Here is a 17,756-nt window from a genome sequence, read left to right as displayed (position 1 = left end):
GCACTGAAGATGCAGCGGCTACCCTTGCCAGGAACCATAGAATCTCCCACAGGGGACTGCACAGGCTTTGAGCTCTGCGGTATTCCTGTGAGAGATCACACGGCCCTACGGGTCGCGCGGTCGCGCAGAGAACTCGATCCATAAGCCCGGCGCGGCCCTGTGGGAGCGGGCGTGCCCGCGAACACCGGCGCAGCCGGTGCCATGCACCGCGCTGGATGCTTCGCGGGCGCGCCCGCTCCCACAGGGGACGCGGTGCACCCGGCGCTGCACGAAAGCCAGGCAAAAAAAGGGGCGCCGACCAAGCGCCCCATAAGCCGTAAAGCACACAACAAATTCAGTTGGCGTCCACTAGCGCCATCGCCTCGGCACTGCACGCTTCGATCCGCGCCCAATCGCCATTCTTGATCCAGCTGCTGTCAAGCATCCAGGTGCCCCCTACACACATCACGTTGGGCAAGGCCATGTAATTGCGCACATTGGCCGGGTTCACACCACCGGTTGGGCAGAAGCGGATATCGCCGAAAGGCCCGCCGAACGCCTTGATCGCCGCCACGCCACCGCTGATTTCCGCAGGGAACAGCTTGAAGCGACGGTAGCCCAGGGCATACCCCAGCATGATTTCAGACGGCGTGCTGATGCCTGGCAGTAGCGGGATCTCGCTGTCCACCCCGGCCTGGAGGAGCTCCGGGGTAATGCCTGGGGTGACGACAAATTGTGCACCTGCGGCTTCAACGGCGGCGAACATACCGCGGTCCAGAACAGTGCCGGCGCCCACGCAGAGCTCCGGGCGCTGCTTGCGCAGTACCTCGATGGCCTTCAGCCCAAGCGGTGAGCGCAAGGTCACTTCGAGGGTACGGATACCGCCAGCAGCCAGTGCGTCAGCCAGCGGCAGGATGTCTTCCTCACGGGCGATGGTGATTACCGGCAGGATGCGCGCCTTTTCGCAAATGGCGTCGATCCGCGCGGCTTTGTCGGCCATCGAGAGCTTGGACTGTGGGCGTTCAAGGGTGGTCATGACTGTGGATCCTTGGCTCATGGGCACCAGTAGATGTCCAGGGGGGCGTGAAGAAAAGCGCGAATCGGCATTTCGGTAAGGTCGTTGCCAGCCAGCGCGGCGCGCAGGGTGGCGAGTTTGCCCTGGCCCTGCACGGCCAGCGCGGTAAAGCCGGCACTGGCCAGCAAAGCGCGGGTCATCGACAGGCGCTGGTGCGGCACGCTGGGCGCCAGCAACGGCAGGCAGCGACGTTGGCCAGCCAGGTCCAGGCCTGCTTCCAAGTTCGGGCTGGCCGGGAACAGCGAAGCGGTATGGCCATCGTCCCCCATGCCCAGCACCAGCACGTCGATCTGCGGCAGCTCGGCCAACGCCTGGTCGGCCATGAGTGCGGCGGCGTCGAGGTTTTCCGCCTGCTGGTACAGGCCAATGAAGCGGGCCTTGGCTGCATTACCCTGGAACAGGTGACGGGCCAGCAGGCCCGCATTGCTGTCGGCGTGCTCTACCGGCACCCAGCGTTCATCGGCCAGGCTGACGGTGACCTTGGCCCAGTCCAGCGCTTCGCTGGCCAGTTTTTCCAGGAAGGGCACCGGGCTGCGGCCACCGGACAACACCACGCAGGCCTGCCCCTTGGCAGCGACCGCCGCGCGCAGGCGCTCGGCCACGTCGTGGGCCTGAGTGGCGGCCAGCGCCTCGGCGTTTGCCAACTCGTGTACGTTCACGACCGCTGGCAGTTTCAGTTCAGATATCCCCATACCACGCCCTCCCATCGCGTGTGATCAGTGCAATCGAGCTCATCGGCCCCCAGGAGCCGGCCGCGTAAGGCTTGGGCGCATCGCCCGCATTACGCCAGCCGGCGATCAACTGGTCGCACCACTTCCAGGCATACTCGATTTCATCCTTGCGCACGAACAGGTTCTGGTTGCCGCGCATCACTTCGAGCAATAGCCGCTCGTAGGCATCCGGAATCCGCGCACTGCGCCAGGTATCGGAAAAATTCAGTTGCAGCGGGCCACTGCGCAGTTGCATGCCCTTGTCCAGCCCCTGCTCCTTGGTCATCACCCGCAACGAAATGCCTTCATCCGGCTGCAGGCGGATGATCAGCTTGTTGCCCACCTGCAAACGCTGTTCCGGGGCGAAGATGTAGTGCGGGGTTTCCTTGAAGTGGATAACGATCTGCGACAGCTTCTGCGGCATGCGCTTGCCGGTGCGCAGGTAGAACGGCACGCCCGACCAACGCCAGTTGCGAATGTCGGCACGCAGGGCGACGAAGGTTTCGGTATCGCTCTGCGCGTTGGCATTGTCTTCTTCCAGGTAGCCCGGTACCGGCTTGCCGTCGCTGTAGCCGGCAATGTACTGGCCACGCACCACGCGGGTGCTCAGGGCGTCGCCCGTGATCGGTGCCAGTGCCTTCAACACCTTCACCTTTTCGTCGCGGATGGCATCGGCAGACAAGTCGCTGGGCGGGTCCATGGCGATCAGGCACAGCAGCTGCAGCAAGTGGTTCTGAATCATGTCGCGCAGTTGCCCGGCCTTGTCGAAGTAGCCCCAGCGGCCTTCGATACCGACCTTTTCGGCAACGGTGATCTCCACATGGGAGATGGAGTTCTGGTTCCACTGGGTTTCGAACAGGCTGTTGGCAAACCGCAGGGCAATGAGGTTCTGCACGGTCTCCTTGCCCAGGTAGTGGTCGATACGGTAGACCCGGCTTTCCGGGAAGAACCGGGCGACAGCGTCGTTGACCCGGCGTGACGACTCCAGGTCGTGGCCAATGGGTTTTTCCAGCACTACCCGGGTGCGCGCCACCAGGCCGGCCTTGTCGAGGTTCTCGCAAATGGCACCGTATACAGCCGCGGCGGTGGCAAAGTAGGCGATCAACGGCAGCTCGCCGGGCAACTGCTCGGCCAGCGCCTGATAGCCTTCAGGCTGCAGGAAGTCCAGGTGCAGGTAGCTCAGCCGGGCGAGGAAGCGCCCCAGTGCAACCGGCTCGATATCGGCCTCGGGCACATGCCGGCGCAGGTGCGCTTCGATGTGATCCAGGTGCGCCTGCGCACTGCCGGCCTCACGCGCCAGCGCCAGCAGACGGGTGTCCGGGTGCAACAGATTGGCGCGGTCGAGTTGGTACAGCGCAGGAAACAGCTTGCGCAGCGCCAGGTCGCCGAGGGCGCCAAACAGGGCAAAGGTGCAAGGTTCGACACTGATTGCAGCCATGATGTTGGTTCTTTCCTAAAGTTGGTCTAGGAATACCGCTTTCACATACGGTTTTCAAGGGGAAATGTAGTAAAAACCACAACATTACACACAAGTGTTACAGACAAGTGGTACACCAACCGCACCGACAGTACGATAGACGACCGTGCAAAAAGCCTGCTGCTCCCACAGCCGGCTGTCTTCCCGACCCAAGGACATACCCATGGACCGCGTGCGAAACCTCCTGGAACAGATCCAGGGACGCCTCGACGAGCTGAACAAGGCCGAACGCAAAGTCGCCGAAGTCATCCTGCTCAACCCGCAACAAGCCACCCGTTTCAGCATCGCTGCGCTGGCCCAGGCGGCCAAGGTCAGCGAGCCGACCGTCAACCGTTTCTGCCGCTCGTTCGGCGTCAGCGGCTACCCCGAGCTCAAGCTGCAACTGGCACAGAGCCTGGCCAGCGGCGCCGCCTATGTCAGCCGCGCAGTAGAGGCCGACGATGACCCGGCGGCCTATACCCAGAAAATCTTCGCCAGCGCCATTGCCTCACTCGACAGTGCCTGCCAGCAACTGGACCCGATGCAGGTCAGCCGTGCCGTGGACATGATGATCCAGGCCCGGCAAATCCACTTTTTCGGCCTTGGCGCCTCCGCCCCGGTGGCTCTCGATGCACAGCACAAGTTCTTCCGCTTCAACCTGGCAGTATCGGCCCATGCCGACGTGCTGATGCAGCGCATGCTGGCCTCGGTGGCCCACACCGGTGACCTGTTCGTGATCATTTCCTACACCGGGCGCACCCGCGAACTGGTCGATGTGGCACGCCTGGCCCGCGAAAACGGTGCCTCGGTACTGGGCCTGACTGCCGCCGGCTCGCCCCTGGCCAACGCCTGCAGCCTGAGCCTGCATATCCCGCTGCCCGAAGACACCGACATCTACATGCCAATGACCTCGCGCATCATTCAGCTGACCGTGCTCGATGTCCTGGCTACCGGCATGACCCTGCGCCGTGGCGTGGATTTCCAGCCGCACCTGCGCAAGATCAAGGAAAGCCTGAACGCCAGCCGCTACCCGATAGAGGACGACGAACTCAACTGAGCCGGTGCGCCTGCAAACGCAGGTGGGCACGCTGCCCCGGCGCCAGGCTCAGGCCCTCGCCGCTGCCACTGGCCGCCTCGACGCAGACAAAGCCCTGGCATTCCCGCCCGGTCACGCCCATCAACGGGCGATTGCCCGGGTGCCAGACCACCGTGTCGTCGCTGTCGCCCGTGTCGATGCACAGCTCGCGCTGCCAGGCCGGGTCCTGCAGTTGTACCCGCGGCGTGCCCGGGTAGACCTTCTGGCAGCCGCCCTTGAGCTTCAGCGCACCGTCCTCGCGGCAGGCCTGACGGTTGAGCCGGTCATAACCCTGGATATCCTCCAGCCCAGACAGCGCTATCTCGGAAACGTGACTTATACGCCAGTAGGCCAGCAAGGCATGGCTCAACTGGCAGGGTTGGCTGTCCTGGTGCTCGGTGCTCAGGCTCAGCTCCATGCGGCTGCCCAACCGGGCATGCAGGTCGACCTGCCAGTCGCACAGGTCCAATTGCCACTTCAGGCTTACGCCCTCCTCGTCCTCGCGGCTGTCCACCAGCTTCCAGTCCAGCAACCGCGCCCAGCCATGCGCCGGCCACAGGTCTTCGCTGGGGTGGCGGCCATACCACGGCCAGCACACCGGCACACCACCGCGTATCGCCCCCACCTGGGGCCACTGCTCGGCGCACCACAGCCAAGGCCGCTCGCCCGCCGGCTGAAAATGCAGCAGTTGCGCGCCCTGGCGGCTGAATACCGCCTGGCAACGGGGGTGGTCGATGATCAGTACATCGCGCTGCTGGTAACGCTCCCACTCGAATGTCGGCCGCGACCGCTGCGAGGTGAAGAAGCGATGGAGCGGATGTTCAGGCATGGGTCAGAGCTCTTTTTGTTTGAGGTAGCGCTGTCTCGGCCTATCCCCAACACCCACTGCAGGGCAGTGGGTGCCGGGCGCCGAAAATGGATTGGCGTAAATTTACAACAATTGCCCTCAGAATGACGACTGAATCTTCAAGCCGGCGACCAGCGCATTGTCCACCTGGTCAACCCCACCCGGGCTCTTGATGTACTGCAGGTTGGGCCGCACGGTCAGCCAGTTGGTGACGTGGAAGCCGTAGTACAGCTCGGCGTTGTACTCGGTGCGCTGCAATGGCATGAAGCCTGGGTTGTCGTAATCGTCGATGCCGTTCTGCGCATTGATCAGCTCGGCACGCTTCTTCACGTCGTCGTTCACATGGATGCGTGCCACGCCAAAGCCGATGTCATCCTTGGGCCGGGCGTCGAACGCGCCTTTGTACACCAACCCCACCTGCTGGTAGTTGTCGACCACGTTGGTGGCCTTGTCGTGCACGGTGAAGTTGGCGAACAGGCTGAGGCCGCGGTTCACGTCCCCGGCATGGGCGGTGACCTGCTGCTGCGCCACCACCCACCAGCCATGCTTGCTGGAGTGCGATTTGAACGCGTTGCCGGTGAGACCCTGCGGGTTGCCGTTGACGTCGTCGTAGACATCGTCGGCCTTGGCGGTGCTGTAGTAGTAGCCCAGGCGGTACTCGCCCGGCAGGCCATTGACCTTGGGTGACCACACCGCCTCCACCGGCAGGATCGCGCCCTTGGTGCCGCTGCCACTGAGTTTGAAGCCGTTGCCGGTTTCCAGGTTGGAGGGGTTCTGCTCGAAGGCACCGACCTGCACGAAGAAGTCCGGGGTGATGTTGTACTTCACCCGCAGCGCCCACTGGCTGACCGGCCAGTTGTACCAGATGCCGCCTACCCAGTTGCCCACCTGCGAGCCGCAGAAGGCCAGGTTCTGGAAGTCGCACGGGAAGCTGTTGAAATCCTCACCCGGGCCGTAGCGGCCGACTTTCACATCCAGTGCGCCGTCGAAGTACTTCTGCTTGACCCACATCTGGGTCAGGCGCCAGGTCTGGCCGCGCCCCCACACCTCCTGCACCGAGCTGAACTGCCCGGCGCGCGGGTCGCTGATGCGGTCGTTGGACAGGTTACGGCCGCTACGCTCGGTGATCGCCAGCTTGAATTCGGCATCGTGCCAGCCAAAGATCTTTTGCAGGTCCAGGTGCGCGCCAAGGGCGAACTGGTCGCTGTAGCGCGCGGTTTTGTCGTCGTTGTAGCCGCCATGCAGGTTACCGGCCACTTCACCCACGTAATCGAGGGTGAAATCGTAGCCCTTGTCCAGCAGCTCGGTACGGGTGCCGCCCCAGTCGCCGGTCATCCACTTCGATTCGCTGGAAAATGCCTCGGCAGCTTGTGCACTGGCGCTGCCAACCACGGCGAGCAATGCCAGCGACCCCAATGTCTTGATACGTTTGCGCTGTTCCATCCCTTTGCGTCCTCTTTTTCTTATTGATGATGTAGACGAATTAACGGCCTTTGAAGTGAGCCACGTTGTCCTTGGTGGCTGCGGCAGTGCTGGCCAGGTGCAGCCGCTCGCCGCTGTTGGCGTCGAACAGCAGCACCCGCGCCGGGTCCAGTTGCAGGTTGAGGTTGTCGCCAACCTGGCAGGCCACATCGGGCGCCAGCCGGCAGCACACCTTGGCCTGGTTGAGGGTGACGAACACCAGCAGGTCCGGCCCGGTGGGTTCGGTGACCTGCACTTCGGCACGAATGGCCGGCAGGCCGTTGCCCTCGCTGGCCCCCAGGGCGATCTGCTCAGGGCGGATGCCCAGCAGGATTTCACGGCCATCCTGTTCATTGGCGGCCAGCCCCAAGGGCAGCTCGCAGCGCGCCTGGCCGCTGTCGAGCAGCGCCAGCAGGCGGCCATCCTGTTGCTTGAGGCGGGCCGGAATGAAGTTCATTGGCGGCGAGCCGATGAAGCTGGCGACAAACTGGTTGGCCGGGTCGTTGTAGATCTGTTGCGGGGTGCCGAACTGCTGGATGATGCCATCTTTCATCACCGCAACCTTGTCGCCCAGGGTCATGGCCTCGATCTGGTCATGGGTGACGTACACGGTGGTAGTCTTCAGGCGCTGGTGCATCAGCTTCATTTCGGTACGCATCTCGACCCGCAGCTTGGCGTCCAGGTTGGACAGCGGCTCGTCGAACAGATAGATCTTCGGCCGCCGCGCCAGCGCCCGGCCCATGGCCACGCGCTGCTGCTGGCCGCCCGACAGCTGCGCCGGTTTGCGCGCCAGCAGGTGCTCGATCTGCAGCAGCTTGGCCACCCGCGCCACCTCTTCATCGATTGCCGCCTGCGGCAGCTTGCGGATTTTCAGGCCAAATTCGATGTTTTCGCGCACGCTCATGGTCGGGTACAGCGCGTAGGACTGAAACACCATGGCGATGTCGCGGTCCTTGGGGCTCATGCCACTGACGTCCTGCCCGTCGATGAGAATGGCCCCGCCGGTGATCTGCTCCAGGCCGGCGATGCAGTTCATCAGGGTCGATTTGCCACAGCCCGACGGGCCAACCAAAATCAGGAACTCGCCGTCGCTGATCGACAGCTGGATGTCCTTGAGGGTATCGGGCAGGCCGGTGCCGTAGGTCTTGTTTACATTGCGCAGTTCGAGCGTTGCCATGACTTACCCCTTGACTGCGCCGGCCGTCAGCCCGCGCACGAAATATTTGCCTGCCACCACGTAGACCAGCAGGGTTGGAAGGCCGGCGATCATCGCCGCCGCCATGTCGACGTTGTATTCCTTGGCGCCGGTGCTGGTGTTCACCAGGTTGTTCAGGGCCACGGTGATCGGTTGCGAGTCGCCGCTGGAAAACACCACGCCGAACAGGAAATCGTTCCAGATCTGGGTGAACTGCCAGATCAGGCAGACCATGATGATCGGCGTCGACATCGGCAGGATGATGCGGCGGAAAATGGTGAAGAACCCGGCGCCATCCAGGCGCGCCGCCTTGACCAGCGCATCCGGGATACTCACGTAGAAGTTGCGGAAGAACAGGGTGGTGAAGGCCAGCCCGTAGACCACGTGCACCAGCACCAAACCACTGGTGGTACTGGCCAGGCCAAGCTTGCCGAGGGTGAACGAGGCCGGCAGCAACACTGTCTGGAATGGCAGGAAGCAGCCGAACAGCAGCAGCCCGAAGAACAGCTGCGACCCGCGGAAGCGCCACATCGACAACACATAGCCGTTCAACGCGCCGATGGCGGTGGAGATCAGCACCGCCGGCACGGTGATCATGATCGAGTTCCAGAAGTAACCGCTGACCGTGCCCCAGGCCTTGACCCAGCCAATGCCGGTGATCACCGCGGGCCAGCTCAGCAGGTTGCCGGTGCTGATGTCTTCCGGGGTTTTGAAGCTGGTCAGCAGCATCACCACCAGCGGCACCAGGTACAGCAGCACGGCAATCAGCAACACGCCATGGATGGCGATACGGCCAAGGCTCAGTGCCGGTTTTTCGGCAGGGCTATTCGATGCGCTATGCATGGCGTTTGCTCCGCAGCTCCGAGTACAGGTAAGGCACGAGGATCGCCAGAATCGCGCCGAGCATCAGGATGGCGCTGGCAGAGCCCATGCCCATCTGGCCGCGGCTGAAGGTGAACGAGTACATGAACATGGCCGGCAGGTCGGATGAGTAACCCGGGCCACCGGCGGTCATCGCCGCCACCAGGTCGAAGCTCTTGATGGCAATGTGCGAAAGAATCATCAGCGCACTGAAAAACACCGGGCGCAGGCTGGGCAGCACCACTGTCCAGTAAATGCGTGGCAGGCTGGCACCGTCGATCTGCGCAGCGCGGATGATGGATTGGTCAACCCCGCGCAGCCCGGCCAGGAACATGGCCATGATGAAGCCCGATGCCTGCCACACGGCGGCGATTACCAGGCAGTACACCACCCGGTCCGGGTCGATCAGCCAGTCCAGCCGAAAGCCCTCCCAGCCCCAGTCGCGCAGCAGCTTGTCCAGGCCCATGCCAGGGTTGAGCAGCCACTTCCAGGCGGTGCCGGTAACGATCATCGACAGGGCCATGGGGTACAGGTAAATGGTCCGGATAAAACCTTCGCGGCGAATGCGCTGGTCCAGCAATACCGCCAGCAACACGCCAATGGCCAGGCTGATGGCGATGAACAGGCCGCCGAACAGCAGCAGGTTCTTGCTGGCCACCCACCAGCGATCGTTGTCGAACAGCCGGGCATATTGCGCCAGGCCCGCCCACTTGTAGGTGGGCAGGAAGGTCGAGGTGGTGAAGGACAGCACGAACGTCCAGAGGATGTAGCCGTAGAAGCCCACCAGCACAATGAACATGCTCGGTGCCAGCACCAGCTTGGGTAGCCAGCGCTGCAGCGCGTCCAGGGGTGAGGCCCGCAATTGGGCGGTAGTTGTTGTCATGGTTCACCTCAAAGGCGCTGCACTCCGGGTAGGAGCGGCCTTGCGTCGCGATGGGCTGCAGCGCAGCCCTGAGGACTCAAGTTCGACACCTACCTGAAAGATCGAGTGCGCAGGTTTGGGGCTGCTGCGCAGCCCATCGCGACGCAAGGCCGCTCCTACAACGGGACCGCGTCAGCCTTTACTGGGCCGCCTTGATGGCCGCCGCCAGCTTCTTCGCCGCATCGGCCGGGTCGGCCTTGGGGTCGTTGATGTAGTTGGTCACTACATCGAAGAACGCGCCCTGCACGGCCAGCGTGGTGGCCATGTTGTGCGCCATGCTTGGCTGCAGGCCGCCCGTCTTGGCGTCGGCGAGGAAGTCCTTGGCGGAGGTTTGCGCGCAGCTGTCGAAGCCATACTTGCCCATGTTGCCGAGCATGTCGTTACGCACCGGAATCGACCCTTTGTTGATGCTGAAGACCTTCTGGAAGTCCTCGCCCAGCACCTTGCGCGCGATGTCCTGCTGCCCGGCGGATGTTCCGGCGTCGTTCTGCTTGAACACCACCAGCGAGTCGATGTTGTACAGGAAGGCCTTGTCAGTGCCGGGGAATGGGACGCACTGGTAATCCTTGCCGGCGGTTTTCTTCGCCAAGGTCCATTCGCTCTTGGCCCAGTCACCCATGATCTGCATGCCGGCCTTGCCGTTGATGACCTTGGCCGCTTCCAGGTTCCAGTCCTGGCCCTTGCCATCCTGGTCCATGTAGGTGGCGATCTTTTTCAGCTCGGTCAGTGCCTTGACCATTTGCGGGCCAGTCAGGGTGGCACTGTCGAGGTCGACCAAGGCCTTCTTGTAGCCATCGGCGCCCATCACTGCCAGGACCACGTTTTCGAACACGGTGCTGTCCTGCCAAGGCTGGCCGCCATGGGCAAGGGCAATGAAGCCGGCGGCCTTGAGCTTGTCGGCGGCGGCATAGAATTCGTCGAGGGTGGTGGGCGCCTTGTCGATGCCGGCTTTCTTGAAGACTTCGGGGTTGATCCACAGCCAGTTGATACGGTGGATGTTGACCGGCACGGCAACGTAGTCACCGTCGTACTTCACGGTATCGGCGACCTTCTTGTCGAGCAGCGAGTCCCACTTTTCTTCCTTGGCCACGTCCTTGAGCACATCGGCATCGAGCAGGCCGGTGGCCGCCCAGTCCTGGATGTCCGGGCCCTTGATCTGCGCCACACCGGGTGGGTTGCCGGCGACTGCGCGGCTCTTGAGTACGGTCATGGCGGTGGCCCCGCCGCCGCCGGCAACGGCACCGTCCTTCCAGGTGAAGCCGTCTTTCTCGACTTGCGCCTTGAGCACATCGACCGCTGCTTTTTCACCGCCAGAGGTCCACCAGTGCACCACCTCTACACTGCCTTTGCTTTCGGCGGCGCTGGCGCCCAGCGGCAGTAAGGAGGCGAGCGAGATAGCAGCGGCGAGACAGAGTTTGGAATTCATCGAAGCACCTTTCTTGTTGTTATGCGTGCAAGTCAAACGCTTGCGTTGCATGGAGTCTAAACAGCGTACCCGCCCCGTCAGGTAACGAAGCGATGCGTGAATGTCATCATTTGGTTACATTGCTGCCCAGGTTGCTGGCCAGGCTGGGCGCCAGCGGCAAGCCTGGCAGCAGCAGCGCCTGGTAGGCGTGATAGAGGTCGGGCTTGCCCGGCCAGATGGTCCCGGCCGGCCGGTTGTTGCTATCGAGTTCGTGGTGCCAGCTGCCCGCCACAGGGTCGATGAAGTGGTTGGCGATAAACCCCCAGAGGGTGCGGTACCACTGCTCGTAACGGGCCTCGCCGGTACGCTGCAACAAGGCCGCGGCGGCGGCGCACGCTTCGGCGTGCACCCAGTGCAGGCGCGCATTCACCACCGGGCGGTTGGCCCAGTCCAGGGTGTAGACGAAACCCTCTGCGCCATCGACGTTCCAGGCGTGCTGGCAGGCGGCCTCGAACAGCCCGCTGGCACTTTCTGCCAGCCACTGCGGTGCCGGCAGCCCGGCACGTTGCAGGCTGGCCTCCAGGTGCAGCAGCAACCGCGCCCATTCCAGGGCGTGCCCAGGCGTGGTGCCAAAGGGCCGGAAATGATCGGCGGGGTGGTCGTGGTTGTAGTCCGCCACAGGCTGCCAGTGCACGTCGAAGTGTTCGATCACCCGGTAACCGCTACCGGCGGCATGGGTATGGATGATGCGTTCGGCGATACGCAACGCGCGTTGCAGCCACAGCGTGTTGCCGGTGACATCAGCCAGGGCCAGGAACGCCTCGGTCGCATGCATGTTGCTGTTGGCGCCACGGTACGGCTCGGGCAACTGCCAGGCGCGGGAGTAAGCCTCTTGCAGGGCACCTTCGGCTTCGCTCCAGAAATGCCGCTCGATCACCTCGGTGGCGTCTGCCAGCAGGCCCCTGGCACTGGCGGCGCCCGCCACCACGGCAGAGCTGGCGGCCAGGGCGACGAAGGCATGCAGGTAGGCGGCCTTGCCGCTGTCCTGCTGGCCGTCGGGGTGAGCGAACCAGCCCCCATAGCTGGCATCCTGCATGGCGCCGCGCAGGGCGGCCACGCCGTGCTCGGCGTAGGCCAGGCAGCCTGGAATGCCTTGCAGGTGAGCCAGGGCAAAACAGTGGGTCATGCGCGCCGTGTTCATGGTTTCGGCGCGGGCACCAGCGGCGAGTTGGCCTTTGGCATCCAGGTTGCCGAAGCCGTCCGGGCGTTTCGCGGCTTTGGCAAAGGCCAGCAGCCGCTGGGCCTCGGCTAGGCGCCAGGCGGTATGAGCCGGGGCTTTCAGCCAGCTGGTGGAGGGCAGTAGGTGGGTATTCATGAGCCAGCTTTATCCTTGCCAGTCGTGTGCGAATTCTAGCCAGCGGGGTCGAGGCAGATGTCACGAAGGAAGCCGGGATTGTCACTGGCCAGTGACAATTGAGTGACCTGAGTGCAAACCTTGAAACCCGTGCGGCCCTTGCAGGCAACACGGAAAATCAGTCCATGCCTCGCGGCAGGAACAAGGTTACCCGCAGCCCGCCGTCGCGCAGGTTCAGCAAACTCACCTCGCCGCCATGGCTATGGGCAATATTGCGTGCAATCCCCAACCCCAGCCCGTAACCCTGTTGCTGGGCGGCCAGGCGGAAGTGTGGCTCGAACACCTGCTCCAGCTGCTGCTGGGGTACCCCCGGCCCTTGGTCATCCACCTGCAGCACAAAGCCCTCGGCGCTGTCGATGATACGCAGTTGCGCCCGTTCGCCGTACTTGATGGCGTTGTCGATCAGGTTGCCGATGCAGCGCCGCAGGGCCAGAGGTTTGCCGGGGTACGGTGCAAGCGCCTTGCCGTACACAGTGACGCGACCATCGGCCAGGTAAGGCTCGGCCAGGATATCCAGCACCTGATTGAGGTCGACGGGCTCGATGTTCTCGTGGATGTCGGTGTCCTTCACGCATTGCAGGGCGCCTTTGACCAGCAGCTCCAGCTCGTCCAGGTCCTGGCTGAACTTGGCTTGCAGGCGCTCGTCTTCCAACAGCTCGACACGCAGGCGCAGGCGGGTTATCGGTGTGCGCAGGTCGTGGGATATGGCGCTGAACAACTGGCTGCGTTCGGTCAGGTAACGGCTGATACGCTCGCGCATGCTGTTGAATGCCCGGCTCACCTCGACCACTTCGCTGCCGCCACCTTCCGCCAGCGGCGCCACATCAGCGCCCAGCGACATTTCCCGCGCGGCCCGGGCCAGGCGTTTGAGTGGCCAGCTTTGCCAGTGCACCAACAAGCCGATGAACAGCAGCAGCAAGGCCGTGGTCAGCACCATGAACCCCACCTGCTGGCGTGGCAGGCGTTCGGCTTCCAGGCCTGTATACGGCTCGGGCAGCAACGAGGCGATGTACAGCCACTCCCCCTCACCCAGGCGGATCTGCGTGACCAGCACCGGTGGCTTGAGGGGCTCGAGCGTCAGCGAGTAATGCGCCCACGAGCGTGGCAGCTCGTCGAGCTTGAGGCCGCTGTTGAAGATGCGCAGCTCGTCAGGGCCGACGAACTCGACGGAAATTTCCATCTGCGACCCCAGGCGCTCGTGCAACACCTGCTGGAATACATCGATCACCGCCTGCTTGCGCGCCGTGACGGGCAACGCCTGCATGTCCAGCGGGGTAGCATTGAGCGATACGAAAAACCGCGTGCCGCCCATGCTGCGCAACTGGTCGAGCACCAGCGGCCGGTAGGCCACTGGCAACGACCGGAAGTAACTGACGCTGGCGCTCATCGAATGGGCCAGGCTACTGGCACTGGCCCGCAACCCCTGCAACTGGCTGGCGCGCAGTTGGGAAACCCAGATGATGCTCGACAACCCCTGGGCCAGCAGCACCACCAGCAGGGTCAGCAGCAGCATGCGCCCCAGCAGTGAGCGGGGCAGCAAGCGCCAGCGCCGCTCAGGGCGCACAGCAGACATGCGCCGCCAACAGGTAACCGCTGCCGCGCACGGTGCGGATCAGCCGGGGAGGTTTATCGGTGTCGCGCAGGCGCTGGCGCAGGCGACTGACCGCCATGTCGACGATACGGTCCAGCGGCATCGGCTCGCGGCCGCGGGTGGCGTTGCCGATGGTGTCGCGGTCGAGGATTTGCTGTGGGTGGTCGAGGAACAGCTTGAGCAGTGCGAAGTCGGCACCGGAGAGAATCACCTCCTCACCATCGCGGTGGAACAGCCGGTGGCTGACCGTGTCCAGGCGCCAGTCATCGAAGGCCAGCACCGCGCTCCCCGGCGCCGCCTGGCCAAACTCGGCGCGGCGCAGCAGGGCCTTTAGCCGCGCCTGCAGCTCGCGCGGGCTGAACGGTTTGCCCAGGTAGTCGTCGGCACCCAGCTCCAGGCCGATGACCCGGTCGGCTTCATCGGAACTGGCAGTGAGCATGATGATTGGCACACGCGCCCGGCGCGGATGCTGCCGAACCCAGCGGCACAGGCTGAAACCATCTTCATCGGGCAACATGACATCGAGAATGACCAGGTCGCAGGGGCTGCTTTCCAGCGCGCGGCGAAAGCCCGCGCCGTCGGCTTCGGCATGCACCTGGAAGCCGGAGCGGCTCAAATAGGTTTGCAGCAGTTCACGGATTTCCTGGTCGTCGTCGACCATCAGGATCGATTTGCCGGCAGTGCTCAAGGTGGTCCTTCCTCTTCTTGGTTACAGGTCTTTGCTGCCTGTTTTTATTGGGGCTGCTTTGCAGCCCTTCGCGGGCTTGCCCCCGATGGGCCGCAAAGCGGCCCCAGTCAATGGTCCAGCGCTTGCTGCAACGCCACACCCGCCCCCAGCAACCCGGAAAACTCCGCCGTCACCAGCCACACCGGCACACCGGCAAAGTAGCCGCTCATGCAGCCTTTGTCGGCAAAGCTGGCGGCGAACCCGCTGCGCAGGAACAACTCGGCAAACCGCGGGATGACCCCGCCAACGATATAGACCCCACCGCGCGCGCCCAGAGTAAGCACATTGTTCCCGGCCACGCGCCCCAGGAACCGGCAGAACTGCTCGATCACCGCCAGTGCCCGTGGCTCGCCGCCCAGCGCTGCATCGGTGATCTGCGCCGGGGACGTGTGCCGTGGGGTGTCGCCGTCCAGCGCACACAGGGCCTGGTAAAGCCGTACCAGGCCACCCCCGCTGAGTACCGTCTCGGCACTGACATGGCCAATTTGCTGGTGGATCTGCTGGTGGATCGCCGCTTCGCGGGCGTTGCCCACCGGCAGGTCGACATGCCCGCCTTCGCCCGGCAAGGCCTGCCAGTGCTGCCCGCCAAGGCGCAGCAGCGAACCCACGCCAAGGCCGGTGCCCGGGCCGATCACCAGTGCCGGGCGCGTGGGGTCTGCCTGGCCGGGGCACACCTGGCGCACTTCGCCTTCCTGCAGGCGGGTCATGCCCAACGCCATGGCGGTGAAATCATTGATCAACACCAGCCGCTCGACCTGCAAGGTCTTGCAGAACGCCAGGCGGCTCAGGCGCCAGTGGTTGTTGGTGAAGCGAAACTCGTCGCCCTCGACCGGCCCTGCCACCGCCAGGCACACCGCGGCCAGGCCGCCGCGGGCGATGCCCTGGCCATGCAGATAGGCCTCGATAGCCTGCTCCGGGCTGGTGTAGTCCGCGGTAGCGAAGACTTTTACCTCGTGCAACTGGTTGTCACGCCACAACGCAAAACGGGCGTTGGTGCCGCCGATATCGCCAACCAGCAGGTCCTTCATTTAAGGTTCTCCAGGGCAGAGGTGAAGGCACTGGCGCCCTGCTCTGCCGGGCTGAACGCCATGCGCATGAAGCCGAACAGCTCGCGCCCGCACCCCAGGTCATTGCCCTGGGGCGCCGGCGGCAGGTCGCGGCTGGCCAGTTCTTCGGCCGATACCAGTACCCGCAGCGTGCCTTCGACACCATCAACGCGCACCATATCACCATCGCGCACCCGTGCCAGCGGGCCACCGTCATAGGCTTCGGGGCACACGTGGATCGCCGCCGGGATCTTGCCCGAGGCGCCGGACATGCGCCCGTCGGTAACCAGCGCCACCTTGAAGCCGCGGTCTTGCAGCACGCCCAGGAAGGGCGTGAGCTTGTGCAGCTCGGGCATGCCATTGCAGCGGGGGCCCTGGAAGCGCACCACGGCCACGAAATCACGCTCCAGCTCACCGGCCTTGAATGCATCGGCCAGCGACTGCTGATCGTGAAACACCCGCGCCGGGGCCTCGACCACCTGGTGCTCGGCAGCTACAGCCGAAACCTTCATCACGCCACGCCCCAGGTTGCCCTCCATCACCCGCAGGCCGCCTTCGGCCGAGAACGGCCGCGCGACCGGGCGCAGGATGCTTTCGTCCAGGCTTTGCAGCGGGCCTTCGCGCCATACCAGCTTGCCATCATCGAGGAACGGCTCCTGGGTGTAACGGCGCAGGCCGTGGCCGGCGACGGTGTTGACGTCTTCGTGCAGCAGGCCGGCATCGAGCAGCTCGCGGATCAGGAAGGCCATGCCGCCAGCGGCCTGGAAGTGGTTGATGTCGGCCTTGCCGTTGGGGTAGACATGCGACAGGGTGGGCACGACCTCGGAGAGGTCGGCCATGTCCTGCCAGGTCAGCTGTATGCCGGCAGCCTGGGCAATTGCCGGGATGTGCAGGGTATGGTTGGTGGAGCCACCCGTGGCGTGCAGGGCAACGATGGAGTTGACCAGCGCCTTCTCGTCGACGATTTCGCCCAGCGGCATGAAGCTGCCACTGGCCTTGGTCATGCGCGTGACCTGTTGCGCGGCCTCGGCGGTGAGCGCATCGCGCAGCGGCGTGTACGGGTTGACGAACGACGCGCCAGGCAGATGCAGGCCCATCACCTCCATCACCAGCTGGTTGGTATTGGCGGTGCCGTAGAAGGTGCAGGTACCCGGGCTGTGGTAGGAATTCATCTCCGACTCCAGCAGCTCCTCGCGGCTGGCCTTGCCTTCGGCATAGCGCTGGCGCACGTCGGCCTTCTGCTTGTTGGAAATGCCGGAAACCATCGGCCCGCCCGGCACGAAAATGGTCGGCAAGTGGCCAAAGCGCAACGCGCCCATCATCAGCCCGGGGACGATCTTGTCGCAAATGCCCAGCATCAGCGCGGCGTCGAACATGTTGTGCGACAGCGCTACCGCGGTGGACATGGCAATCACTTCCCGGCTGGCGATAGCCAGTTCCATGCCCGGCTCACCCTGGGTCACGCCGTCGCACATGGCCGGCACGCCACCGGCGAACTGGCCGACCGAGCCGACCTCGCGCAGGGCCTGCTTGATCTGCTCGGGGAAGTGCAGGTACGGCTGGTGGGCCGACAGCATGTCGTTGTAGGCCGAGACGATGGCCACGTTGGCGGCGTTCATCAGGCGCAGCGTTTGCTTGTCGTCGCTGCCGCAACCGGCCACCCCGTGGGCGAAGTTGGCGCACTGCAGGCTGGCGCGCATGGGCCCGTCACTGGCCGCGCCGCGAATCAGCTGCAGGTAGCGTTCGCGGGTGGCTCGGCTGCGTTCGACCAGCCGCTGGGTGACCTCAAGGATGCGCGGATGCATGTACTGGACTCCAGACTAATTGTAAGGGCGGTTTACCGGGCATTTCCCCTCCAACCGATTGCCGCCTAGGCTCAAGACCAGGAGCCCGCTGCATCGGTAGAGGCATCTTGCCTCACCACTCGTTGTATGTTTAAACAAAATACTGCCACTAAAAAGGCTTGTTTTCTATCTGATAGTGAATAATCTT

Annotated in this window: 15 protein-coding genes; 1 reads left to right on the top strand and 14 read right to left on the bottom strand. The window is 63.9% G+C overall.

The features are described from left to right. Positions 1–334: 334 nt before the first annotated feature. Genes DMX12_RS21270 through zwf form a run of 3 tightly spaced genes read right to left on the bottom strand, consistent with a single transcriptional unit; the run spans position 335 to position 3,202 of the window. Positions 335–1,015 carry a bifunctional 4-hydroxy-2-oxoglutarate aldolase/2-dehydro-3-deoxy-phosphogluconate aldolase gene (locus tag DMX12_RS21270; protein ID WP_009683413.1) on the bottom strand — a complete coding sequence of 227 codons (681 nt, stop codon included), beginning with the start codon at positions 1,013–1,015 and terminating at the stop codon, positions 335–337. Positions 1,016–1,032: 17 nt separating this feature from the next. Further along, complete coding sequence (pgl, locus tag DMX12_RS21265; protein ID WP_110679393.1) at positions 1,033–1,746, bottom strand: 6-phosphogluconolactonase; 714 nt, start codon at positions 1,744–1,746, stop codon at positions 1,033–1,035. Further along, positions 1,733–3,202 carry a glucose-6-phosphate dehydrogenase gene (gene zwf / locus DMX12_RS21260; protein ID WP_110679392.1) on the bottom strand — a complete coding sequence of 490 codons (1,470 nt, stop codon included), beginning with the start codon at positions 3,200–3,202 and terminating at the stop codon, positions 1,733–1,735. The genes pgl and zwf overlap by 14 nt, the downstream gene beginning before the upstream one ends. A 211-nt stretch (positions 3,203–3,413) precedes the next feature. Between zwf and hexR the strand changes: the two genes are divergently transcribed. Then, the gene (hexR, locus tag DMX12_RS21255; protein WP_172828429.1) at positions 3,414–4,277 is read left to right on the top strand and encodes a DNA-binding transcriptional regulator HexR; all 864 of its coding nucleotides are present in this window, start codon (positions 3,414–3,416) and stop codon (positions 4,275–4,277) included. Here the strand turns inward: hexR and DMX12_RS21250 are convergent. The 11 genes from DMX12_RS21250 to edd all read right to left on the bottom strand — a co-directional run bounded on the left by DMX12_RS21250 (position 4,270) and on the right by edd (position 17,569). After that, entirely contained in the window at positions 4,270–5,124 is an 855-nt protein-coding gene (locus DMX12_RS21250) for a D-hexose-6-phosphate mutarotase (RefSeq protein ID WP_110679391.1), read from the bottom strand. The two genes, hexR and DMX12_RS21250, sit on opposite strands and share 8 nt — an antisense overlap. A 117-nt stretch (positions 5,125–5,241) precedes the next feature. Beyond that, entirely contained in the window at positions 5,242–6,585 is a 1,344-nt protein-coding gene (locus tag DMX12_RS21245; protein WP_054890317.1) for a carbohydrate porin, read from the bottom strand. 40 nt (positions 6,586–6,625) lie between these two features. Further along, on the bottom strand, positions 6,626–7,780 hold the full coding sequence (locus tag DMX12_RS21240) for an ABC transporter ATP-binding protein (protein ID WP_110679390.1): 1,155 nt from the start codon (positions 7,778–7,780) through the stop codon (positions 6,626–6,628). Between the two features lie 3 nt (positions 7,781–7,783). Next, positions 7,784–8,641, bottom strand: coding sequence for a carbohydrate ABC transporter permease (locus tag DMX12_RS21235; RefSeq protein WP_009683406.1), 858 nt, complete (start codon positions 8,639–8,641; stop codon positions 7,784–7,786). After that, the gene (locus DMX12_RS21230) at positions 8,634–9,542 is read right to left on the bottom strand and encodes a carbohydrate ABC transporter permease (protein WP_009683405.1); all 909 of its coding nucleotides are present in this window, start codon (positions 9,540–9,542) and stop codon (positions 8,634–8,636) included. The genes DMX12_RS21235 and DMX12_RS21230 overlap by 8 nt, the downstream gene beginning before the upstream one ends. 178 nt (positions 9,543–9,720) lie before the next feature. Beyond that, positions 9,721–11,007 (bottom strand): ABC transporter substrate-binding protein, encoded by a 1,287-nt coding sequence (locus DMX12_RS21225; RefSeq protein ID WP_110679389.1) that lies wholly within the window; start codon positions 11,005–11,007, stop codon positions 9,721–9,723. Between the two features lie 106 nt (positions 11,008–11,113). After that, positions 11,114–12,361: an AGE family epimerase/isomerase gene (locus DMX12_RS21220; protein WP_029885494.1), complete on the bottom strand. Its 1,248-nt coding sequence runs from the start codon at positions 12,359–12,361 to the stop codon at positions 11,114–11,116. A gap of 157 nt (positions 12,362–12,518) precedes the next feature. Continuing rightward, the gene (locus tag DMX12_RS21215; RefSeq protein WP_054881599.1) at positions 12,519–13,973 is read right to left on the bottom strand and encodes an ATP-binding protein; all 1,455 of its coding nucleotides are present in this window, start codon (positions 13,971–13,973) and stop codon (positions 12,519–12,521) included. Continuing rightward, the gene (gene gltR / locus DMX12_RS21210; RefSeq protein WP_110679388.1) at positions 13,954–14,679 is read right to left on the bottom strand and encodes a two-component system response regulator GltR; all 726 of its coding nucleotides are present in this window, start codon (positions 14,677–14,679) and stop codon (positions 13,954–13,956) included. Before gltR ends, DMX12_RS21215 begins: the two co-directional genes overlap by 20 nt. Positions 14,680–14,786: 107 nt before the next feature. Then, positions 14,787–15,746: a glucokinase gene (locus tag DMX12_RS21205; protein ID WP_029885497.1), complete on the bottom strand. Its 960-nt coding sequence runs from the start codon at positions 15,744–15,746 to the stop codon at positions 14,787–14,789. After that, the gene (gene edd, locus DMX12_RS21200; protein WP_110679387.1) at positions 15,743–17,569 is read right to left on the bottom strand and encodes a phosphogluconate dehydratase; all 1,827 of its coding nucleotides are present in this window, start codon (positions 17,567–17,569) and stop codon (positions 15,743–15,745) included. The genes DMX12_RS21205 and edd overlap by 4 nt, the downstream gene beginning before the upstream one ends. Between the last annotated feature and the right edge of the window lie 187 nt (positions 17,570–17,756).

The sequence above is a fragment of the Pseudomonas sp. MB-090624 genome (assembly GCF_003205245.1).
Classification (GTDB): domain Bacteria; phylum Pseudomonadota; class Gammaproteobacteria; order Pseudomonadales; family Pseudomonadaceae; genus Aquipseudomonas; species Aquipseudomonas juntendi.
This window is presented reverse-complemented; position numbering and strand designations above follow the sequence as displayed.